The sequence below is a fragment of the Massilia oculi genome (genome assembly GCF_003143515.1).
GTDB classification, from domain to species: domain Bacteria; phylum Pseudomonadota; class Gammaproteobacteria; order Burkholderiales; family Burkholderiaceae_D; genus Telluria; species Telluria oculi.
The window spans coordinates 5359649-5382232 of record NZ_CP029343.1; the positions used below are offsets into that span (position 1 = coordinate 5359649).

Sequence of the window (22584 nt, forward strand, 5' to 3'; positions counted from 1 at the left end):
ATTGCCGGATGAGTTGCCGGCGACCATCCTATTCCCCCAAAACCTGTGCTACAATCTGCGATTCCTGTTTTTAGAAACGGGTTGTAGCAGACTCGCTTCTGCTGCAAGACAAGTGAAAGTAGGCATCCAAGAGCAGCGTTGCTGCCACCTGCAATCCTGTCCCATATGAGGCTGTCCGCGAGGACAGATGACTATGCCAAAAATGAAAACCAAGAGCTCCGCGAAGAAACGTTTTCGCGTGCGTCCGGGCGGTACCGTCAAGTCGGGCATGGCCTTCAAGCGTCACATCCTGACCAAGAAGACCACCAAGAACAAGCGCCAGCTGCGCGGCACCCGTAACATCAATGCGTCGGACGTGACCAGCGTCTACCGCATGATGCCATCTGCTGTTTAATCTCACACTAAGGAGCGAATATGCCTCGAGTAAAACGTGGGGTTACTGCACGTGCCCGTCACAAGAAAGTTCTTGAACTTGCCAAAGGCTACCGTGGCCGCCGCAGCAAGGTATACCGTATTGCCAAGCAAGCAGTCATGCGCGCTGGCCAGTATGCCTACCGCGATCGCCGCAACAAGAAGCGCGTCTTCCGCGCACTGTGGATCACCCGTATCAACGCGGCTTCGCGTTCGCACGGCATGACCTACAGCGCCTTCATGAACGGCCTGAAGAAGTCCGCGATTGAACTGGACCGTAAAGTCCTGGCCGACATGGCTGTGCATGACAAGCCGGCATTCGCCGCGATCGTCAGCGCCGTCAAGGCCAAGCTGGCCGCTTAATTCAAGCAGTCTGCTAGCAAGAAGCGCCCCAGCGATGGGGCGCACTAGAAGCGGGGCAAGGGTCACACCTGTGCCCCGTTTTTGATTCTGGCGTCTCCCGCCAACGAAAAACAGGAAAAGAACAAGCATGAACTTGGAAGAACTCGTCGTCGCGGCCAGGAACGACTTCAGCGCTAGCGCGGATGCCGCCGCGCTCGAAAATGCGAAAGCCAAGTACCTGGGCAAGACCGGCCAGGTGACCGACCTCATGAAGGGCCTCGGCAAGCTCGACCCTGAGCAGCGCAAGGCGCAGGGCGCCCTGATCAATGCCGCCAAAGAACAAATCGAACAGGCATTGACCGCGCGCCGCGAAGCGCTTGCCGAAGCGCAGCTGATGCTGCGCCTGTCCGCCGAGAGCATCGACGTCACCCTGCCGGGCCGTGGCCGCTCGAAGGGCGGCATCCACCCGGTGATGCGCACCTGGGAGCGCGTGGAGCAGATCTTCCGCTCGATCGGCTTCGACGTGGCCGATGGTCCCGAGATCGAGACCGACTGGACCAACTTCACCGCGCTGAACAGCCCCGAGAACCATCCGGCGCGTTCGATGCAGGACACCTTCTATGTCGAGGGCAATGACAGCACGGGCAAGCCGCTGCTGCTGCGCACCCACACCAGCCCGATGCAGGTGCGTTATGCGCGCACCCACACGCCGCCAATCAAGGTGATCGCGCCGGGCCGCACCTACCGCGTCGACAGCGACGCCACCCACTCGCCGATGTTCCACCAGGTCGAAGGCCTGTGGATCGGCGAGGACATCAGTTTTGCCGACCTCAAGGGCGTGTACCTGAACTTCGTCAAGGCGTTCTTCGAGACCGACGACCTGCAGGTCCGGTTCCGTCCGTCCTATTTCCCGTTTACCGAACCGTCGGCCGAGATCGACATCGCCTTCGGTTCCGGTCCGCTCAAGGGCCGCTGGCTGGAAGTGTCGGGCGCCGGCCAGGTGCACCCGACCGTCGTGCGCAACTTCGGACTGGATCCGGAAAAGTTCATCGGCTTCGCGTTCGGCTCCGGCCTCGAGCGCCTGACGATGCTGCGTTATGGAATCAATGACCTGCGCCTGTTCTATGAAGGCGATCTGCGTTTCCTGAAGCAGTTCAATTAATTTGCGAAGCTGAGGTAAAAAGAATATGCAATTCTCGGAAAACTGGCTCCGTTCCATCGTCGATCCGAAGATGAGTTCGGATGAGCTGTCCCATCTGCTGACCATGTCCGGCCTCGAAGTGGAAGAGGTCGAGGCGGTCGCGCCGCCGTTCTCGAACGTGGTGGTGGCCAAAGTCAAGGAAGTGGCGAAGCACCCGAACGCCGACCGCCTGAACGTGTGTCAGGTCGATGCCGGTACCGGCACCCTGCTGAATATCGTGTGCGGCGCGCCGAACGTGCGCGCCGGCATGAAGGCGATTTGCGCCAAGTCCGGCGCGCTGCTGCCGCCGGGCGCCGACGGCAAGCCGTTCGAGATCAAGACCGGCAAGCTGCGCGGCGTCGAATCGCAGGGCATGATGTGCTCGGCGAAAGAGCTGGGCATCTCGGAAGAGAGTAATGGCTTGATGGAACTGCCGGAAGACGCGCCGGTCGGCCAGAACATCCGCGACTACCTGGGCCTGAACGACCTGAAATTCACCATCAAGCTGACCCCGAACAAGGCCGACTGCCTGTCGGTGCTGGGCGTGGCGCGCGAAGTGTCGGCCCTGACTGGCTCTCCCCTGAGCCTGGCGCCGACGCGCGCCGTACCGGTGAGCAGCGACGAAATCCTGCCGGTCAAGGTGTCGGCGCCCGACCTGTGCGGCCGTTTCGCCGGCCGCGTGATCCGCGGCCTGAACGCCCGCGCGACCACGCCGGAATGGATGAAGCGCCGCCTGGAGCGCAGCGGCCAGCGCTCGGTGTCGGCCCTGGTCGACATTTCCAACTATGTGATGCTGGAAGTCGGCCGTCCGTCGCACGTGTTCGACCTGGCCAGGATCCACGGTTCGCTGGACGTCCGCTGGGGCAAGAAGGGCGAGTCGCTCAAGCTGCTGAACGGCAATACCGTCGAGCTCGACGAGTGGGTGGGCGTGATCGCCGACGACAAGGAGATCGAATCGCTGGCCGGCATCATGGGCGGCGATTCCACCGCAGTCTCGCTGGACACGACCGACATCTATCTTGAAGCGGCGTTCTGGTGGCCGAATGCGATCCAGGGCCGTGCCCGCCGCTACAATTTCTCGACCGATGCGGCGCACCGCTTCGAGCGCGGCGTCGACTACGCGACCATTCCCGACCATATCGAGCGCATTACCGCGCTGATCGTCGAGATCTGCGGCACCGCCGAGACCAGGGTGGGCCCGGTCGACGACCAGGTCGTCAACCTGCCGCAGCGCCAGCCCGTGATGCTGCGCACCGCGCGCGCGCAACAGGTCATCGGCGTGCCTTTGAGCGACGAGCTGATCGCGGACATCTTCACCCGCCTGGGACTGGAATTCACGCGTGCCGAGGGCAGTTTCCTGGTGACGGCGCCGTCGTACCGCTTCGACATCGAGATCGAGGAAGACCTGATCGAAGAAGTCGCGCGCGTCTATGGCTTCGAGAACATCCCGGCCAATCCGCCGGTGGCGCCGAGCGCCATGCTGATCGCGCCGGAAAACACCCGTTCGCTGTTCGCGATCCGTCATCAACTGGCCGACCTGGGTTACCAGGAAGTGGTCAATATGAGCTTCGTCGAGAGCGCCTGGGAGGCCGATTTCGCCGGCAACCTCGAGCCGATCCGCCTGCGGAACCCGATCGCCAGCCAGCTCTCCGTGATGCGTTCGAGCCTGATCGGCAGCCTGGTCGCCAATGTGCGCTACAACATCAACCGCAAGGCCGGCCGCGTGCGCGCCTTCGAAGTCGGCGCCGTGTTCAAGCGCAATGCCGACGTCCAGGACGGTGCGCTGGCAGTGGCCGGCATTGATCAGCCCAAGCGCGTGGCCGCGATCGCCTACGGTCCTGCCGTGGACGAGCAGTGGGGCGTGCCGACCCGCGCGGTCGATTTCTTCGACGTGAAAGCCGACCTGGAGGCGCTGTTCGCCCCGCGCCAGCTGCGTTTCGCCAAGGCCGAGCACCCGGCGCTGCACCCGGGCCGTTGCGCCACGGTCGAGCTGGACGGCAAGCAGATCGGCCTGGTCGGCGAGCTGCATCCGCGCTGGCTGCAGAAATACGACCTGCCGCAAGCGCCGGTACTGTTCGAAGTCGATGCCGCCGCCCTGTGCGAGCGCGTGGTCCCGAGCCATACCGAGATTTCGAAGTTCCCGGGCGCCACGCGCGACCTGGCGCTGGTGGTGAAACAGGATGTCCCGGCCCAGCGCGTGATCGATGCATTCCATGCCGAAATCGCCTCCAATCCTGCAGGAAAGATCGTGCAAGCCGTTGTTTTGTTTGATGAATATCGCGGCAAGGGCCTGGAGACGGATGAAAAAAGTCTTGCTTTCCGCTTTAGCTTGCAAGATACTCAATCGACGCTGCAGGACGAAGCGGTCGACGCCATCATGGCGGCCGTCGCCGAATCCGCTTCGACGAAACTGAACGCGCGGCTGCGCGCCTGAGTAGCGAAATTAGCAAAATCCGGTAGCAGGATTAGTCCATGACGGGCAAGCCCAGGCTTGTCCCGTCATCCGAAACATCGTTTGACTTGAAGGCAGGGCTTCAAAATTAACAACAACGACGTTGATTCCGCCGTCTTCCAAGAGGCGCTGGCCGCCGACCTGGACCGCGCCATGCAGGTGGCGCGGGTACGCAAGGAAGCTGAACAGTCATTGCCGACCTTGACCAAGGCCGAGCTGGCCGAGCTGCTGTTCGAGCAGGTCGGCCTGAACAAGCGCGAAGCCAAGGACATGGTCGAAACCTTTTTTGACGAAATCCGCAATGCGCTCGAGCGCGGCGAGGCGGTCAAGCTATCCGGCTTCGGCAATTTCCAGTTACGCGACAAGCCACAGCGGCCCGGCCGCAATCCGAAAACGGGGGAAGAAATCCCCATCACGGCGCGCCGCGTCGTGACATTCCACGCCAGCCAGAAACTCAAGGGAATGGTCGAAGAGACCACGCCAGGCAGTCCACCCGCGGGTTCCCTGGCGCGTGCAGCCTGAGGACGCCCGATAAGCGATGAATGACCGACCGAACAAGATCGACCCGAACGTGCTGCCGCCGATTCCGGCCAAGCGTTATTTCACGATTGGCGAAGTCAGCGACTTGTGCGGAGTCAAACCCCACGTCTTGCGCTACTGGGAGCAGGAATTTACCCAGCTTAAGCCGGTCAAACGTCGTGGAAACCGCCGATACTATCAGCACCACGAAGTCCTGCTGATTCGGCGCATCCGCGCGCTGCTGTACGAGCAGGGCTTTACCATCAGCGGCGCGCGTAACCGTCTCGACGGTCGCGCCAGCGCAGCTGCCGAGTTCGACCGGCTGGACCTGCCCGACAGCCCGCCAGCGATCGACGGCGACAAACTGCGCGCCGACCTGCTGGACATTCTCGACCTGCTCAAGAACGGGTCGCGGCCGGCGTAAGGCCTGCACGCGTCCCTTCGCCGGCGGGTCGTCCCCGGTTCAGCTGCCGGGCTTGCACTGCTCGGCGTCGGTCACACGCTGCTTATGACGACTCAAGCATTCGTGCACCTGTTGAACGCGGCCCTGTGGGTGTTAAAATGTCACTCGCGCATATGCTGAATCTAACGCATGTAAACCGGGCGGTTCAGACCCGGCACTTTCCTGCGCAAGGAAAATTTAAGGGAAGACAATGATACGCGTTGCCATTTGTGACGATCACCAGATAGTTAGAGCAGGATTCAAGCAGATTTTCTCGTCGTCGGGCGATTTCGAAGTCGTCGCCGAAGGCGCCACCGGCCGCGAGGCCCTCGATATCGCACGCCGCGAGATCTGCGACGTGCTGCTGCTGGATATCGCGATGCCCGACCAGAGCGGCATCGACATCCTGCGCACCATCCGCCAGGGGCAGCCCAATCTGCCGGTGCTGATCCTGTCCGGCTACCCGGCGCAGCAGTATGCGCTCAACCTGTTCAAGATGGGCGCCAACGGCTACCTGAACAAGGAGTGCGAAGCCGACGAGCTCAAGACCGCCGTGCGCACCGTCTACCAGGGCCGCCGCTATGTGTCCTCCACGGTCGGCGAGCTGCTGGCCCAGAGCTTCGACCGCGATCCCAACACGGCGCTGCACACCGAGCTGTCCGATCGCGAGTTCCAGGTCTTCCTGCGGCTGGCGAAGGGTGCGACCGTGTCCGACATCGGCAACGCGCTGTCGCTGTCGATCAAGACGGTGTCCACCTACCGTACCCGGATCATGGAAAAAATGGGCCTGCAGTCGAACTCCGACCTGACCTATTACGCCATGAAGAACAATCTGCTCGATTAAGCTTCGGCTGATTTTCCAGGCAGATTCATCCGACAACGCGCCCACCGGGCGCGTTTTTGCTGGCTGGTCGAATGGACAGAACACTCAGGCGCAAATGCAACAAAAGGTTACGTCAGAGAATTTCGCAGTGCAACATTGCGTCCATACGCCTATAATGAAGGTCGCCATTGCTTGCGCGAAAGGAAGCCTGGATGGTCTTCACTACCGCTGCGGACGAGAAATCCATTCGCAGTCTCCCCCTTCACAAGAAGCTGCTGTGCCTGATGTGCGTGGTGCTGTTGGTCGTCAACGGCGTGTTCCTGGCGCGTAACCTCGACGATATGCGGGCAGCCAATGCGCTGCAGGCGCAGACGGCCCAGGTGTCGGACGAGCTGCAATACCTGAACCTGATCGTCACCGATGCCGAAAGCAGCTTGCGCGGCTATTTTCTGTCGGGCGACGAGGTCTACCTCGGCCCGCTGCGCAGCGCCTCCCAGCAAATCGACAAGCAGATGCGCTCACTGGATGAGCTGCTGCGGGACAATCCTTCCCAAGCAAAAAACCTGCAGCAGCTGCGCACGCTGGTCGACAAGAAGTTCGGCCTGCTTCGGCAGTCGCTGGAGGTCTACCGCGAGGGTGGCCTGAACGATATCGTGGCGATCGCCGCCTCGCCCGACGACCGCGCGCAGATGGACGAGATTCGCCTGCAGGTCGTGATCATGACGCGCGAGCAGAACGAATTGCTCACCACCCGCACCGCCGCGTTCTACCAGCAATACCGGCACGCCGTGGTATTCGGCGTCGGCATCAATGCCGCCGCCATCTTCGTGCTGCTGCTGTTCTACAAGACGATCCAGCGCGCCTTTCGCCTGCGCCTGTTGGCCGAGCGCGCCCTGCAACGCACGAACGATGGCCTGGAAGAGATCGTGGCCGAGCGTACCGCCCAGTTGTCGGTGCTGTCGCGCCACCTGATCAAGGTGTCGGAAGAGGAAAAATCGCGGCTGGCGCGCGAATTGCACGATGAAATGGGGGCCAACCTGACGGCGATCGGCATGGACCTGTCCACGGTCGCCGAGCATCTGCGCGCCAGCCATCCGGAACAGGCGTCGAAGCTGGGACGCGCCAAGCGGACCCTGGTCGATACCGTGCAGCTGAAACGCCGCATCATCGAGAATCTGCGGCCGAGCCTGCTTGACAATATGGGCTTGTCGGCCGCGCTGCAAAGCTATTGCGCCGATTATGCAAGAGTCACGTCGCTCGACTGTGACGCCCTGATCGATGCCGAAGCCGACGCCGCCGGCCCGATGCAGGCGATCGCCTTGTTCCGTATCACGCAAGAAGCCCTGAACAATATCGCCAAGTACGCCAAGGCGCGCAATGTGATCGTCAACCTGACGCGCGAGCCCGATGGGTGGGGTCTCGAGATCACCGACGACGGCATCGGCATTGCCCCGGATGCCATGGTCAGGTCGAAATCGCATGGCTTGCTCGGCATGCGCGAACGCGCCTTGCTGCTGGGAGGCAGCCTGGTGGTGGAGCGTGGTGTGAATGGGGTGGGAACTTGCGTGCGCGCCATCATTCCGGCGGCGGCCCCGGGGGGCAATGAAGAGGTGGGTGCGGCGGAAGCCGTCAGTGCGGCTGCGGTTGCCTTGTCTTGCGTACAGGCTGAAGCGCTCTTGCTGGATCCGCCGGCCCCGGACGGGGCGCAGGCGGCTCCGGCACGGCGTCATCTCAACGCGCCACATCCATGAGCAGGCGGTCGTATTCCGATTTGGCGACCTTGTAGCATTCGCCCGCATATTCTTCCAGGCCGGCGCGGTCCAACACGGTGATATTGCCGCGGCGGTACTGGATCAGGCCTTCGTCCTGCAGCTTGCCGGCGGCGGCGGTGATGCTTTCGCGGCGCACGCCCAGCATGATCGAGATCAGTTCTTGCGTCACTTTCAGTTCGTTGCTGGCCGAGCGGTCCAGGCGGTCGAGCAGCCAGCGGCACAGTTTCTGTTCGATCGAGCTGTGACGGCCGCCAACGGCGTTCTGGGCCATCTGGGCGAACAGCGCATTGGTGTAGCGCATCAACAGTTGGGGCAGGGCGCCGCCGCGGTTGAAGGCGTCGCGCAGGTATTGGGTCTTGAGGCGGTAGCCGTAGCCCGCGCTCTGGACCACGGCGCTGCAGGTGGCGCGCTCGCCCATGAACAGCGACACGCCGACCGCGCCTTCATGGCCGACCACGGCGATCTCGGTGGTGGCGCCGTCTTCCATCACGTACAGCAGCGACACGATTGCGGTCGTCGGAAAATACACGTATTCCAGTTTGCTGCCATACTCGAACAATTCTTTACCGAACGGCATCGGGACCAGTTCGAGGTGGTCGAACATGTCTTCCAGGTCGGTGCGGGGCAGGGCGGCCAGCAGTTCGTTCTGCTGGGTGCCGCTGTAGCTCACGACCGGTTTCGACGAGGACTTGATTGCCTCACTCGCGGCGGGGACCTGGTTTTTCGATTTTTGGGTGAGACCACCAAACTGAGTGTTGTTCATCTTATGTCCTCTTTTATGTCTATCGTGCGTCGGGGGCGATTCTTTGAGGCTTGTCTTTCTTACCTCATCGCGATGGGTGTACTTTAAGGCTACCGTCTGTTGCCGCACATAAGACGAGTATCCGCCCCCATGTAGGCTCCAAGCATGATGTTGTGTCAGCCCAGTCCTACTGGGGAAGACCGTGCGTTGGCGCACCTTCCGCCGCAAAGTTTCGTTAAAGAATGACGAAATGCCGCATAATTCGCCGGCGCGACCGGCGCATGACGAAGACAGGGCTACGGGGATATGGGGTTGCGGGTATTGCTGGTGGAAGACGATGCGGTGCTGGCCGACGGCCTGCTGCGCGCGCTGCAGGCGCAGGACATGACGGTCACGCAGGTGGCCGACGGCCTGGCTGCCGACCGCGCCCTGCATGAGCCAGGGATCGAGGTCGCCGTGCTCGACATCGGCCTGCCCGGCATCGACGGCTTCGAGGTGGTGCGCCGCCTGCGCGCGCGCGGGGCGGCCACGCCGGTGCTGCTGCTGACGGCGCGCGACGCGGTCGAGGACCGGGTGCGCGGCTTGGAGACCGGCGCCGACGACTACCTCGTGAAACCCTTCGCCACCGCCGAACTGGTGGCCCGCATCCGCGCGCTGGCGCGGCGCCACGCCCCCGTCTCGACGCTCATGACGCTCGCCGGCCTGAGCCTGGACCGCGCCACCCGCCGCGCCCGCGTCGGCGGCAATCCCATCGAGCTGTCGGTCCGCGAATGGGGCGTGCTCGAATACCTGCTGCAGCATGCGGGGCGGGTGGTGTCCAAGCAGCAGATCATCGACGCCATCCTGCCCTGGGGCGAGGACGTGACCCAGAACGCGGTCGAGGTCTATGTGTCGCGCCTGCGCCTGAAGCTCGATGGTTCGGGCGTGGCGATCCGCACCATCCGCGGCTTCGGCTATCTGCTGGAGGCGGCCGAATGATCCTGGTGGCATGAGCAGCATCCGGCTGCGCCTGCTCAAGTGGCTGCTGGGCCCGATCCTGCTGGTCAACCTGGTGCTGGCCGCGCTGGTGACCGGCCTGGCCTGGACCCCGGCCCAGGTCGCTTTCGACGGCGGCTTGCTGGACACCGCCAACAACGTGGCGGCGCGGCTGGCGGCGGGCGCGGCGCCGCAACTGCCTCCCGGCGCGCCAAATGCCGACCGCAGCTGGTTCGTGGTGCGCGACGGGCAGGGCCGCCATCTGGCCGGCGCGGCCGGCTTTCCTGCCTTGCGGCCCGGCGCGGCGCCGTATGACGCCGAGGTCGACGGCGAGCCGGTGCGGGTGGTCGCACTGGCGGTACAGACGACCGACGGCGAGCGCCACCTGGGCGTGGCGCGCACGCTGCGCCAGCGGCTCGAGGTGCGCTCGGCCATCGTGCGCTCGCTGGTGGTGCTGGTGTCGCTCGTGACACTGACCCTGGCCGGCGTGGTCTGGCTGTCGGTCAGCAACGGCCTGCGCCCCCTGGCGCGCATCCGCGCCGAGCTGGCCGCGCGCGGGCCCGGCGACCTGGCGCCGATCCCGCAGGCCAGCGTGCCCTACGAGATCGCGCCGGTGGTCGCCGGCTTCAACGAATTGCTCGACAAGGTCGAAGCCGGCGCGCGCGCCCAGCGCGATTTTCTGGCAGACATGGCGCACCAGCTGCGCACGCCGCTGGCCGGCATGCAGCTGCAGCTCGAGTGGCTGCGCGCGCGCCATGCGCGCGACCCCGACACCGTGGGCTCGCTGGGCATGATGGAACTGGCCAACGAGCGCATGATCCGCCAGGTCAACCAGCTGCTGGCGCTGGCGCGCGCCAGGGAAGGGCGGCCGGACGGCCAGCATGCGCCGCTCGACCTGGCGCAGCTGGTGCAGGAAACGATCCAGTTCTTCGTCGGCCAGGCGGGGGCCAAGGACATCGACCTCGGCTTCGAGCTGGCGCCGGCGCCCGTGAACGGGGACGCGTTCCAGCTGCGCGACCTGGTCGACAACCTGGTCGACAATGCCCTGCGCTACACGCCGCCTGGCGGGCGGGTGACCGTCGGCTGCGCCCGCGAGGGAGAGGCCGTGCTGTTCACGGTCGAGGATTCCGGCCCCGGCATCCCGCCCGCGCGCCGCGCCGCCGTGTTCGAACGCTACGTGCGCCTGGACGACAAGACGACCGGCAGCGGCCTGGGGCTGGCCATCGTGCGCGATATCGCGCTGGCGCATGGCGCGACCGTCCTGCTCGACGATGCCGAGGGTGGCGGCGCCCGCGTCACGGTGCGTTTTGCCGCCGGACCGGCGCGATAAAAGACTTTACAGCGTCGTATTTGCGTCGCTGTCAGGACTTTGTCAGCTTTTCCTCAGGGAAATGAAAGCTTCGTGGGATATCATCCCCCATGGCAACATTGTTGGCGGAATCCGTCCGCCGCCCAGGAGATCCCATGCAGCAGCGCCAGTCCGGCTTCACGCTCGTCGAGCTCATGATCGTGGTCGCGATCATCGGCATCCTCAGCGCGATCGCCGTGCCTTCCTATAACAGCTACGTGATGCGCGCGCGCCTGGTCGAGGCACACGGCGTACTGGCGTCCACCCAGAACAAGCTGGAGCAGTACTGGACCAACTACCACAAGTACGAGGACTTCGACAAGGAAGGCGCCAGCCTCATGCCCGACCCCGGCATGAATTTCGACTACAGCCTGGAAGACGCCACCGCCTCGGCCTATACCCTGGTCGCCACCGGCAAGAACGCCGCCGCCGGCTTCGTCTACACCATCGACCAGGCCGGCCACCGGGCCACGACCGGCGTGCCGGACGGCTGGGTCGACAGCGATGTCTGCTGGGTCGACCGCAAGGAGGGCACGTGCGCCCAGTAGTGTTGCCGGCAAGCGCGGTGCGTGCGAAAGGCTTCACGGCGCTGGAGGCGCTGGTCGTGGTGGCGATCCTCGGCATCCTGCTGGCGGTCGGCATCCCGGGCATGCGCGGCTGGCTGGGCGGCACGACCGCCACCGGCGCGGCCGAGTTCTATGCCGAAGGTTTCCGGCTCGCGCGCAGCCAGGCGCTGGCCAACAACAGCCGTAGCCGCGTGGTGTTCACGGAGAACGCCGGTAGCGGCCAGCTGGACTGGCAGGTCGACGTCTGCTTCCCGGTTCCGGACGATGGCTGCGCCGCCGACAGCGAGCGCTGGTCGACCGTGGACGAGCCGGCGCCGGGGCCGGAAGACGGCAACGTCGAGACCAGCTCGGTCTTTCGCAGCGCCGCCTCGCTGCCGCGCACCACGGCATTGACGGTCACGCCCGACTCCGAAGCACGGTCCGCCTATTTCACCGAGCTGGGCTGGGTCGACGGCGCCAAGCCGGCGCTGATGCGCTTCGACCTCGGCCCCGGCAGCGCCGACGCCGAGGGCGTCTTCACCCCCACCGCCGTGGTGCTGACCCTGGCCGGGGCCGTGGTGACGTGCCGCCCCGACCTGGTCGGCGTCGCCTCCGCTGGCGATGCGCGCAGGTGTCCATGATGCCTCGTCGTTTTTCTCCCATCCGCCAGGCCCAGCGCGGCGTCGCCCTGCTCGAAGCCCTGATCGCCGTCCTGCTGCTGGGGATCGGCCTGGTCGGCACGCTGGCCCTGCAAGTCAATTCCCAGGCAGCCCTGTCCGAGGCAGCCATGCGCGCCGAGGCCACCATCGCCGCCAACGAATTGATCGGCGTGATGAGCACCGACCTGGACCACCTGGACGAGTATGCCCTGGCCAGGGATGCGGAGCCGGGCGAGCGCCTCGAGACCTGGCATGCGGCGCTCGCCGGTCACCTGCCGAACGCGGCCGTCGAGATCAGCGTCACGCCGGCGGCGGACACCGAACGCACCGCCGTCGTGATCGTCATCAAGTGGCGCCGCAGCGAAGCGGCGCAGCAGAACACGCACCGCATCGTCACCTATATGGCGAGGTCGGCATGAGCTCGCGCATGAGCCGGTTCCATCCGCAGCGCATGGCCGGCTTTTCGCTGGTCGAGCTGATGGTCAGCATCGTGATCGGCCTGCTGGCGGTGCTGTTCGCCACCCGCATGATGACCGATGGCGAAACCACCAAGCGCGGCGCCCTGGGCGGATCGGATTCGATGCAGAACGGGATGATGGCGATGTTCTCGATCAGCGGCGACGCCGAGCAGGCCGGCTATGGCCTGAACGATCCGATCCTGAACGGCTGCGATACCCTGTTCACGGACAACAGTGGCTATGCGCTCGCTTCCGCCAGGCGCGACAACGTCGACGTCACGCCGCTGGCCGCGGCAGTGATCGTGCCGGGGGCCGACGGCAAGCCGGACCAGCTGACCATGTACGCGGGCAGCGCGCCGGGCGGGACCGGCACCACGCGACTGCTCACCAACTACATCGGCGGCAACCAGTTGGTGGTCGACCGGCCTTTGTACGGCTTCGCGCCGGGCGACGTGATCGTGGTCGCGCCCGAGAATGGCGAAGGCAAGTGCGCGCTGGCCCAGGTCGCGGCGCTGACGGCCCAGGGCGCCGCGCCGGCGATCTCGATCGGCGACGTGCGCTACCGCTACAACGCCGGCGCCCTGGAGCGCAATTTCGACGGCAGCGCGAGCCGGATCTTCAACCTCGGGCGCGAAGCGAACCTGTCGTTCCACACATGGCTGGTGCAGGACGGCGTGCTGCGCCTGCGCGCCACCAACCTCGGCGCCAACGGCGGCGCCGCGCATGCGGTGGCCGACAACATCGTCTCGCTCAAGGCGCAGTACGGCTTCGACAAGCGCGACGCCGCCGACTTCGATCCGGAACTGGGGATGCAGGTGGGCGAATGGTCGAGCGCCATGATCGACGCCGACCTCGATGGCGTGACCGGCGGGCCAGGCGACTACCAGCGCATCGCCGCCCTGCGCATCGCCGTCGTGGCGCGCGCGAAGACGCCCGAACGCCCCGGCGCGGACGGCGTGTGCACGGCGCAGCCGCAGGCCATCAAGGTGTTCGGCAACGCCCAGCCGCAGGGCGTCGAACCGGTGGAGATCGAACTCGACGTGCGCGTCAAGGACGATCCGGTCGACTGGCGCTGCTACCGCTACCGCACTTTCGAGACCATCGTCCCGCTGCGCAATACCGGCTGGAGGCCCACCGCATGACCCATCTCCCGACAAGCACCCGCAGCCAGGCCGGGGTCGCCTTGCCCGTCATGCTGATCATGATGCTGGTGATGCTGGTGACCAGCATCTACCTGCTGCGCTCCAGCAATTCGGCCACGCTGGCCGCCTCGAACCTGGCCTACGACGCCACCCTGAGCCGGGCGGTCGACTTCGGCCTGCATACGGGCTTCCAGTGGCTGAGCGAAACCGCATCGGCCGACAAGGCCAGCCTCAACCAGGATGACCTCGCGCGTGGCTACCACGCCAGCCTCGATACCACGCTGACGCCGAAGGACAAGGGCTTCTGGGACGACAGCTTTGCGGTCGAAGACGCCGACGGCAACCGGATCCAGTACGTCATCCACCGCATGTGCCGCAACCCGGGAAGCTTCAGCAGCGAAAACCAGGAGTGCGTGCTGACGTCCGCCAACACGGTCAAGATCGGCAACCGGGTCGCGATCGGCGAGAGCCTGGCGTCGGACGCGCCGGCCTACGCCAGTTCGCCCCAGATTCACTACGTGATCACGGCCCGCATCGACGGCGCGCGCGGCGGCAACGTGATCAACCAGATGGCTGTCCTGATCGGCGCCTGACGCCAGCATGAATGGAATGCGCATGAACTTTTCTTTCCTCACCACGCTGGCCGTAGCGCTGGCCATGACCCTGGCGTCGACGCCGGCCTGGGCCGGCCCGACCGGCCTGGCCTCGCTGCCCCTGATGAGCATTACCGGCAGCGGCACGGTCAAGCCGAACCTGATGCTGCTGTACGACGACTCCGGCTCGATGGCCTGGAACCACACGCCGGACTACGTCGACGACAACACCACCTGCCGCGCCGGCACGACGCTCGCGGCGCGCAACCCGCGCGGCTGCGTGATCGGCGATCCGCCCTATGCGGCGCCGCTGTTCAACCGCCAGTACTACGACCCGAAGGTGCGCTACCAGCCGCCGGTCAGGGCCGACCAGACCTCGTATCCGAGCCAGACCTCCAGCGCGACCGACGGCTGGAAGGCCGTGACCACCGACGGCTTCGGCGTCGACAAGCGCAATATGCGCAATGCGAACGAGAACACCACCAATCTGCTGACCGGCTACCCGGACCTGCAATGGTGCAGCAGCGACGGCGACTGCCGCCGCAACGTCGGCGGCTACGCCTATCCGAGCCTGACCTACGACAGCGCCGAGCCGGTCGGCGGCAACCCCTATTACTACACGATCAACGTCGCCGAATACTGCACCGACGCCAGCCTGAAGCGATGCGTGAGCACGGCGGTCAACGCCCCGGCGCCGCAGGGGTATCCGGTGCCGGCCCCGGTCCGCTGGTGCAACAGCACGGCGCTGACCGATTGCCAGGCCAAGTACGTCGGCAACTACAAGTACCCGCGCTACGGCGACCCGAACCGCTCGGCCAACTGGTACTCGACCATCACCATCAACGATTCGGGCGCGGCCAGCGCGGTCTCGATCACGGCGGTGCGCGTGGTCGGGGTGTCCGGCACCCAGACCATCACCCGCGACGCGGCCACCGCCTCGGGCGGCACCAACACCGCGGCCAAGCGCACCGCGCTGGCCACCGCGCTGGCGGCCTCGATCGTCAACAGGGCGGTATCGGATCGTCCCTTCACCGCCTGCGTGCCCAAGGCGAGCGGCGTGGTGCGCGCCTGCGCCGACTTCGGCATCACGCTGGACTCGAGCGACATGCTGGCCGTGATCCCGATCAGCTGCGGCCGCAATGTCACCAACAAGAACAACTGCACCGTGGTGCAAGAGGGCGAGCGCACCGGCGACGAGATCGTCGTCGATTCCGGCACCGCCGCCACGGCGCTGCTGCAAATCGGCGGGCGCGCCGCCAACAGCAGCAGCACCAACGGCCGCAGCCGCCTGGTTGGCCTAAAACTGGGCAATACCACGCTGATCGACTCGCTGCGCTTGGGCCAGAACTACACGGCGGCCCAGGTCGCCTCGCAGATCGCCGGCGAGATCGGCACCCGCGGCACGATCAAGGCCTATGTGGGACCGAACAACGTGACGCCGCAGTGCGCGACGGCCACCAGCGCGATGGTCTGCCTGGTGGCGCCGCTGAGCATGGCTGGCGCCAACCTGAGTTATACCCGGGTCGACAATCCCGCCAGCCTGACCTGGGGAGGCGCGCCGGCCACGAGCGACGGCGTGCCGACCTCGGTATCGGGCTTCGATACCGGTGTGTTCATCCGCACCGACATCGTACCGGCGCGCGACAGCTACCCGAAATCGGCGCAGCGCACCGATTGCCAGGGCGCGGCCTGCACCTACGACGAGGAGATGACCAACTTCGCCAACTGGTATGCCTATTACAAGACGCGCAACCAGATGATGAAGACGGCCGTCGGCCTGGCCTTCCAGCCGCTGGGCGAAGCCTACAAGGTCGGCCTGGTCGGGCTGCAGGACGCGGCCGCGGAGGGCGCCATGAGCCGTCCGAAGCCGTTCACCGGCCAGAACCGGATCGACTGGTACGACGCGCTGTACGCGATGAACAGCGCGGGCGGCACCCCGGTGCGCCTGGCGCTGCATGCGATCGGCAAGATGTTCGCCAACCAGGCGCCGTACAAGCAGGCGGCAGGGGCGGAAACGGTGGAGTATGCCTGCCAGCAGAACTTCACGTTCGTGACCACCGACGGCTACTGGAATGGCAACAGCCCCAAGACGCTGGTCAAGGCGGCGAGCCGCTACTCGCCCGCCGAGTACGAGGAAACCGTCGTCAACAACGACAACACCGTCAACCCGGCGCGCTTCTGCACCCGCGAAACGGGCTGCCTCGACACCCGCGCGCAAACGCTGCCTTCGCTGGCCGACGTCGCGCTGTACTGGTACAACGGCGGCTCGAGCACCGGCACCGTGTCGCTGCGTCCCGAGATCGACGACATGTCGAAGACCGGCCAGGTGCCGGGCACCGGCAACAACCACCTGCATATGCGCACCTATGCCCTGGGCCTCGGGGTGGACGGCATCATGACCTATGAGCCGGACTACGACACCAAGCCGGTGGTCGGCGGCGACTTCTATAACCTGATCAACGGCGTGAGGACCGGCTGCCCGTGGAACAACAACGGCGCCTACGTCTGGCCCGATCCGAATACCGGCACTACCGACCTGTCGACGGCGCTGCAGTCGCGGGTGGACGACCTGTGGCACGCCGCCATCAATGGCGGCGGCAAGTACTTCCCGGCCTCCGATCCGCTGCAGGTGGTCGACAGCCTGAACCGGGTGCTGAACGACATCCAGGTCGCCACCGGCGCGGCCGCCGCGGCCGCGACGTCGACCCCCAACGTGGCCCAGGAAGACCGCGACATCTTCTCGGCCACCTTCACCACGGTGAAGTGGACGGGCAACCTCTCCAAGCGCGTGATCGACATCGTCACCGGCGAGGTCAGCAAGGACGTCGACTGGAAGACGTCGTGGAGCATCGGCCAGAAGGTGGGAGCCGACTCCGACACCCGCAACATCTGGTGGCGCAACCCGGCCACCGGCGCCCGCACCGCCTTCGCCTACGACCAGTTGGGCGCGGACCAGGCCTGGTTCTCGAACAAGTGCTCGGCGCTGCCGCAATGCGCGCGCCTGTCGGCCGACCAGCGCGCCGTCGTCAACGACGGACGGACCATCGTCGGCTGGTTGCGCGGCCAGCAGCAGCATGCCAACAACGTCCTGCTGCGCGCCTACACCACGACCGGGCCGGAGGACACCGGCCCCAACGGCGCGCAGCTGGAGGTCCTGGGCGACGTGGCGTCGTCCAAGCCGGCCTACCTGCGCGAGCCGCGCAAGGCCTACGGCAGCGCCGACTACGCGGCCTTCCGCAGCGAGAACGCTAGCCGCGACCCGGTCGTCTTCATCGCCGCCAACGACGGCATGCTGCACGCCTTCGAAGCCGAGAAGGGCACCGAGCTGTGGGCCTACATGCCGCGCATCACGATGAAGAAGCTGTACCGGCAGGCCAGCGTCAATTACGCCTCGAGCCACCAGTTCAGCACCGATGGCTCGCCCGAGCTGGCCGACGTCAAGATCAACGGCGAATGGCGCTCGGTGCTGGTTGCCGGCCTGAATGCCGGCGGTCGCGGCTACTATGCGCTGGACGTCACCGATCCGGCCGATCCCCGGCCCTTGTGGGAAATCTGCGCCGACAGCACGGTGTGCGGCGGCGTGCACCACCAGCCCGACATGGGTTTCACCTTCGGCAACCCGCAATTCGGCACCATCCGGGTCGGCGGCGAAGAGCGCTGGGTGGTGTTCCTGACCTCGGGCTACAACAACATCCCGGGCGCCGACGACATCCAGTCGGGCAGCGGCAAGGGCTACCTGTTCGTGATCGACGTCGCAACCGGCCAGGCGATCGCCAACCTGGGCGCCGGCGACGTGCTGGACAAGGGCATGCTCACCACCGGCAGCGGCGACGCGACGACGCCGTCCGGCCTGGCGAAGATCACGGCGATCACGGCCAACCCGAACACCGATCCGCTGGTGACCTACGTCTACGGCGGCGACAACCAGGGCCGGATGTGGCGCTTCGACTTCACCGGCGAGCGGGTCGAGCGGCTGCTGATGGCCGATGCCGGCGCCGACCAGCCGATCACCACCCGCCCCGACGTCGCCGTTTGCCAGGTCGGATCGAGCGGGGAGGGCGCGGACGCCTCGCCGACGACGCGCGTGGTGGCCTTCGGCACCGGCCGCATGCTCGACCTGCCGGACATCCAGAACACCGAGGTGCAAAGCGCCTACGTGCTCAAGGACGACGGCGCCGCCTACGACGCCGCTGCCTGGCGCGACGACGAGACCTATGCCGAACGCGCCCTGACCGAGACCCGACCCTACGATGACGCCGCTCCCGACGTGCCGCGCTCGAACCAGTTCACGATCGGCGGGACGATCGCCGACCTTGGCCGCCAGCGCGGCTGGTTCGTCGATTTCGACAAGAATTCCGGCGAGCGGGTCAACCTCGATCCGAAGATCGTGGCCGGGACCCTGACCGTGGTGACCAATCTGCCGCAGTCGTCGACCGCCTGCGCGGTGGGCGGCATCAGCTACGCCTATTTCGTCGACGTGTGCAGCGGCGCCGCGGTCTCGAACGACATCGCCGGCGTGCTGCTGTCGGGCGACGCGGCGGCGGTCGGTACGACCATCGTGCGCCTGCCGTCGGGAGCGCTCAAGCTGATCACCACGACCGCCAAGGGCAATACCATCACCACCGAGGTGGCGCCGGCCAGGACCCAGGACGCGCGCCGCACCGGCTGGCGCCGGGTGCGCGACTAGGGCGGGCGCGGCCAGGCAATGCGCGCAGTGCCGGGCGCGCCGTTTTGTTCACACGGCGCGTCCCGGAAACGGTAAAATCGAGGGTTTTCCGACAAGGGTCGCCCGCGGCCCGACTACAGGGCTCGATTTATGGCCAACGACACCGACATTTCCAGCGACGACCTCGACGTCGCCGTTCCCCGCCAGGCCGGCGCGATCGCGCGCGAAGTCGCGCGCCGCCGCACCTTCGGCATCATTTCCCACCCCGACGCGGGCAAGACCACGCTGACCGAAAAGCTGTTGCTGTTCTCGGGCGCGATCCAGCTCGCCGGTACCGTCAAGGGCCGCAAGAGCGGCCGCCACGCGACCTCGGACTGGATGGACATCGAGAAGCAGCGCGGCATCTCGGTCGCGTCCTCCGTGATGCAGTTCGAGTTCCGCGAGCACGTGATCAACCTGCTCGACACCCCGGGCCACCAGGACTTCTCGGAAGACACCTACCGCGTGCTGACCGCGGTCGACTCGGCCCTGATGGTGATCGACGCCGCCAAGGGCGTCGAGGAACAGACCATCAAGCTGCTCGACGTGTGCCGCATGCGCGACACGCCGATCGTCACCTTCATGAACAAGATGGACCGCGAGACCCGCGATCCGCTGGAACTGCTGGACGAAGTCGAGTCGGTGCTCAAGATCGAGTGCGCGCCGGTGACCTGGCCGATCGGCATGGGCAAGAACTTCCGCGGCGTGTACCACCTGCTGCGCGACGAGATCATGCTGTTCAAGGCCGGCGAAGAGAAGGCCGACGGCGCCTTCGAGATCGTCAAGGGCATCGACAATCCGAAGCTGGCCGCGATGTTCCCGCTCGAGATCGAGCAGCTCAAGATGGAAGTGGAGCTGGTGCACGGCGCCTCGCACGTGTTCGACCTGGAGCGTTTCCTGTCGGGCGTGCAGACCCCGGTGTTCTTCGGTTCGGCAATCAACAACTTCGGCGTGCGCGAGATCCTGTCGGCACTGGTTGACTGGGCCCCGGCCCGCGCGAACGCGACGCCACCGTACGCGCGGTCGCGCCGGTCGAACCCAAGTTCTCCGGCTTCGTGTTCAAGATCCAGGCCAATATGGACCCGGCCCACCGCGACCGCATCGCCTTCCTGCGCGTGTGCTCGGGACGCTTCGAGAAAGGCATGAAGGTCAAGCACCTGCGCCTGGGACGCGAAGTCAAGCTGTCGTCGGTCGTGACCTTCATGGCGTCGAGCCGCGAACAGGTTGAAGAGGCCTATGCCGGCGACATCATCGGCCTGCCGAACCACGGCAATATGCAGATCGGCGACAGTTTCTCCGAAGGCGAGATGCTGACCTTCACCGGCATCCCGTACTTCGCGCCGGACCTGTTCCGCACGGTGCGGATTCGCAATCCATTGAAAGTGAAGCAGCTGCACAAGGGCTTGCAGCAGCTGGGCGAAGAGGGCGCGGTACAGGTGTTCAAGCCGGTGCTGGGCTCGGACCTGATCCTGGGCGCGGTCGGCGTGCTGCAGTTCGAGGTCGTGGCCAGCCGCCTGCTCAACGAGTATGGCGTGGACGCGGTGTTCGAAAGCAGCAGCATCAGCAGCGCGCGCTGGATTTCGAGCGAAGACAAGAAATCGCTGGCCGACTTCGAGAACCAGCTCGGCCACCAGGTCGCCTACGATGCGGCCGGCAATATGGCCTTCCTGGCGACGTCCGGCGTGAACCTGCGGCTGACCCAGGAGCGCTGGCCCAAGCTGGTGTTCCACGCGACCCGCGAGCACGCGGCCAAGCTGGCCTGACCGGACGCTTGCGTCAAGGCCCGGGCGCGCTGTCGGTTTCGGTTTCGATCTCGACGGCCTCCAGGGTCTGGGTGCGCACCGCGCCGTCGACCAGCGTCAGGCGCAGCTGCACCGGCAGCCAGGCCTGGCCGGGCGCGAGCCATATTTCCAGCCGCGGCGCCCCCTCGGGCGCCAGCTGCGCCATGCGCAGCGCTTCCACCGGGCCGATCCCGGTGTCGACCGTCTCCATTCCCATGACCTCGTAGCGTTCCTGGCGCGCCCCGCCGGCGGCGCCGATCCAGAAGGCCAGCACGCCCCGCAGCTGGTCCGGATTGGCGCGTCCCATGCCGGCCAGCTGCAGCAGCAGCGAGGCGCGGTCCTGGGCCCCGCCCGCCAGCTGATCGCGGCGCGCGCCGAGATGCGAGACGATCACTCCCTGCTCGCGATCGAAGTCGGTGGTCGCACGGCCCGGCCCGGCCGGCTCGCTGGCGCGCAGCGGTGCCAGGCCACCGTCGTCCAGGCCGCCCTCGCTGTCCAGTGATCCCAGGATGCCGTCGAGCGTGAGCCGATAGCTGCTGCCGTCGGTGCGCCAGTCCAGGCGCGCCGCGCCTGCGCCGCTCACTCGATAGTCGAGGCGCGCCGGAGGCGCCGGCGAGACGCGGAACTGGCCGGGCATCGCGCCCGGCCGCACCTCGCCTCGGCCGTCCGCCTGGAGCGGCGCGAGCACGGGCAGCGCAGCCGGTGCGGCATCTGGTCCGGCATCCGGCTCGGCATCCGGCTCGGCATCCGGCTGGACATCCCGCTGTGCATCCGGCTCGGGCGCGGGTTCCGGGGCAGGCCGGGATGCGGGCGGCGGGCTGGGTGCTGGCCGGTGTGCTGCGCGATCCGTCCCGGCGCGCGCGAGCCTCAGCGCCAGTGGGGCAGGCTCGCGCACGGCCGCCGCGCGTTGAATGGGGAAGTCCAGCCATGCAAGGGCGGCCAGGTGCAGCAACAGGGACGCCAGGCCGATGCCGAGCAGGCGCCGGTAGCGCGCCAGGAAAGCGGAAAATCTCATGGGCGCTAGTGTAGCGCGCGCCCGTCGCGCGAGGGGGGCTTCAGAAGCCCAGGCTCAGGTTGGCCTTGACCCGGCTGCTGGAGTTGGTCGCATCCTGGAAGCGCTCGGCCGCGTGGCCATGGTTCTCGAAGGAACCGTCGATCGTGACCCGCTCGCTGACCTGGTACCTGGCGCCGACGCCCGTGTACAAGCCGGTATCGACGCCCTTGCGGACGCCGCGGCGGTTCTGGCTGTGCGCCACGCCCAGCTTGCCGTAGGCCGACAGGCGTTCGCCGAGCGGCTGCGTGACCTTGACGGCGGTGTGCAGATTGAAGCCGCGCAGGCCGATCGCGCCGGTCGTGTCTTCGGGATCGCGTTCGTTCACCGGCCGAAAACCCTGGTCGAGCAGATTGACGTAGCCGGCCTCGAAGGCCAGCGCCGGCGTCACCGATACGCCCATCAGCAGCCTGGGGTCGGTCTTGAACAGGCCGCCGAACAGGCGGTCGTTGGGATTGGCGTTCAGGTTGCCGCCGTAGACGCGAGGGAAGGTCCGGGAGTGGGGATCGCGCGGGGCCGAGAACACGCTGCGTGGGCGGGTGTCGGCCAGTTCCACCGGCGCGGCGGCCGGCTCAACCAGTTGCGCCTGCGCTGGAGCGGCGGTGGCGACGGCTGCCGCGAGCAGGATGGCTGGGCGTTTCATG

19 protein-coding genes and 1 pseudogene are annotated in these 22584 nt (G+C 66.2%); 17 read left to right on the top strand and 3 right to left on the bottom strand.

What is annotated here, in order from left to right; genetic code table 11:
- The first annotated feature begins 193 nt into the window (after positions 1-193).
- The 8 genes from rpmI to DIR46_RS24130 all read left to right on the top strand — a co-directional run bounded on the left by rpmI (position 194) and on the right by DIR46_RS24130 (position 7920).
- Positions 194-394, top strand: coding sequence for a 50S ribosomal protein L35 (gene rpmI, locus DIR46_RS24095; RefSeq protein ID WP_005667419.1), 201 nt, complete (start codon positions 194-196; stop codon positions 392-394).
- 20 nt (positions 395-414) lie between these two features.
- On the top strand, positions 415-774 hold the full coding sequence (gene rplT / locus DIR46_RS24100) for a 50S ribosomal protein L20 (RefSeq protein WP_005667421.1): 360 nt from the start codon (positions 415-417) through the stop codon (positions 772-774).
- Between the two features lie 127 nt (positions 775-901).
- Complete coding sequence (gene pheS / locus DIR46_RS24105) at positions 902-1915, top strand: phenylalanine--tRNA ligase subunit alpha (RefSeq protein WP_109347497.1); 1014 nt, start codon at positions 902-904, stop codon at positions 1913-1915.
- Positions 1916-1940: 25 nt separating this feature from the next.
- Complete coding sequence (gene pheT, locus DIR46_RS24110) at positions 1941-4367, top strand: phenylalanine--tRNA ligase subunit beta (RefSeq protein ID WP_109347498.1); 2427 nt, start codon at positions 1941-1943, stop codon at positions 4365-4367.
- 171 nt (positions 4368-4538) lie between these two features.
- Positions 4539-4907: an integration host factor subunit alpha gene (locus DIR46_RS24115; protein ID WP_005667425.1), complete on the top strand. Its 369-nt coding sequence runs from the start codon at positions 4539-4541 to the stop codon at positions 4905-4907.
- A 16-nt stretch (positions 4908-4923) separates the two neighbouring features.
- Entirely contained in the window at positions 4924-5328 is a 405-nt protein-coding gene (locus DIR46_RS24120; RefSeq protein ID WP_109347499.1) for a MerR family transcriptional regulator, read from the top strand.
- Between the two features lie 229 nt (positions 5329-5557).
- Positions 5558-6190 (top strand): response regulator, encoded by a 633-nt coding sequence (locus DIR46_RS24125; RefSeq protein ID WP_005667428.1) that lies wholly within the window; start codon positions 5558-5560, stop codon positions 6188-6190.
- Between the two features lie 191 nt (positions 6191-6381).
- Complete coding sequence (locus DIR46_RS24130; RefSeq protein WP_109347500.1) at positions 6382-7920, top strand: CHASE3 domain-containing protein; 1539 nt, start codon at positions 6382-6384, stop codon at positions 7918-7920.
- Here the strand turns inward: DIR46_RS24130 and DIR46_RS24135 are convergent.
- Positions 7901-8704: a Crp/Fnr family transcriptional regulator gene (locus DIR46_RS24135; protein WP_109347501.1), complete on the bottom strand. Its 804-nt coding sequence runs from the start codon at positions 8702-8704 to the stop codon at positions 7901-7903. The genes DIR46_RS24130 and DIR46_RS24135 overlap by 20 nt on opposite strands.
- A 285-nt stretch (positions 8705-8989) precedes the next feature.
- Here DIR46_RS24135 and DIR46_RS24140 point away from each other — a divergent pair, with 285 nt between their 5' ends.
- The 9 genes and pseudogenes from DIR46_RS24140 (at position 8990) to DIR46_RS24180 (ending at position 20871) form a co-directional block, all read left to right on the top strand.
- Positions 8990-9661, top strand: coding sequence for a response regulator transcription factor (locus DIR46_RS24140; RefSeq protein ID WP_109347502.1), 672 nt, complete (start codon positions 8990-8992; stop codon positions 9659-9661).
- A gap of 10 nt (positions 9662-9671) precedes the next feature.
- Entirely contained in the window at positions 9672-10988 is a 1317-nt protein-coding gene (locus DIR46_RS24145) for a sensor histidine kinase (protein ID WP_109347503.1), read from the top strand.
- Positions 10989-11122: 134 nt separating this feature from the next.
- Positions 11123-11554: a type IV pilin protein gene (locus DIR46_RS24150; protein WP_109347504.1), complete on the top strand. Its 432-nt coding sequence runs from the start codon at positions 11123-11125 to the stop codon at positions 11552-11554.
- Positions 11542-12192 carry a pilus assembly FimT family protein gene (locus DIR46_RS24155; protein WP_162819620.1) on the top strand — a complete coding sequence of 217 codons (651 nt, stop codon included), beginning with the start codon at positions 11542-11544 and terminating at the stop codon, positions 12190-12192. Before DIR46_RS24150 ends, DIR46_RS24155 begins: the two co-directional genes overlap by 13 nt.
- Entirely contained in the window at positions 12189-12629 is a 441-nt protein-coding gene (locus tag DIR46_RS24160; RefSeq protein WP_109347506.1) for a type IV pilus modification PilV family protein, read from the top strand. Before DIR46_RS24155 ends, DIR46_RS24160 begins: the two co-directional genes overlap by 4 nt.
- Before the next feature lie 8 nt (positions 12630-12637).
- Positions 12638-13810: a PilW family protein gene (locus DIR46_RS24165; protein ID WP_109347507.1), complete on the top strand. Its 1173-nt coding sequence runs from the start codon at positions 12638-12640 to the stop codon at positions 13808-13810.
- Positions 13807-14403 carry a pilus assembly PilX family protein gene (locus DIR46_RS24170; protein ID WP_109347508.1) on the top strand — a complete coding sequence of 199 codons (597 nt, stop codon included), beginning with the start codon at positions 13807-13809 and terminating at the stop codon, positions 14401-14403. The genes DIR46_RS24165 and DIR46_RS24170 overlap by 4 nt, the downstream gene beginning before the upstream one ends.
- A 22-nt stretch (positions 14404-14425) precedes the next feature.
- Entirely contained in the window at positions 14426-19090 is a 4665-nt protein-coding gene (locus DIR46_RS24175; RefSeq protein WP_109347509.1) for a pilus assembly protein, read from the top strand.
- Between the two features lie 129 nt (positions 19091-19219).
- Positions 19220-20871: pseudogene (locus DIR46_RS24180) on the top strand (peptide chain release factor 3).
- 13 nt (positions 20872-20884) lie between these two features.
- On the opposite strand, the gene DIR46_RS24185 reads toward DIR46_RS24180, so the two are convergent.
- Positions 20885-21904, bottom strand: coding sequence for a DUF3108 domain-containing protein (locus DIR46_RS24185; protein ID WP_109347510.1), 1020 nt, complete (start codon positions 21902-21904; stop codon positions 20885-20887).
- A 40-nt stretch (positions 21905-21944) separates the two neighbouring features.
- Positions 21945-22583 carry a putative outer membrane beta-barrel protein gene (locus DIR46_RS24190; RefSeq protein ID WP_109347511.1) on the bottom strand — a complete coding sequence of 213 codons (639 nt, stop codon included), beginning with the start codon at positions 22581-22583 and terminating at the stop codon, positions 21945-21947.
- Position 22584 lies beyond the last annotated feature (1 nt).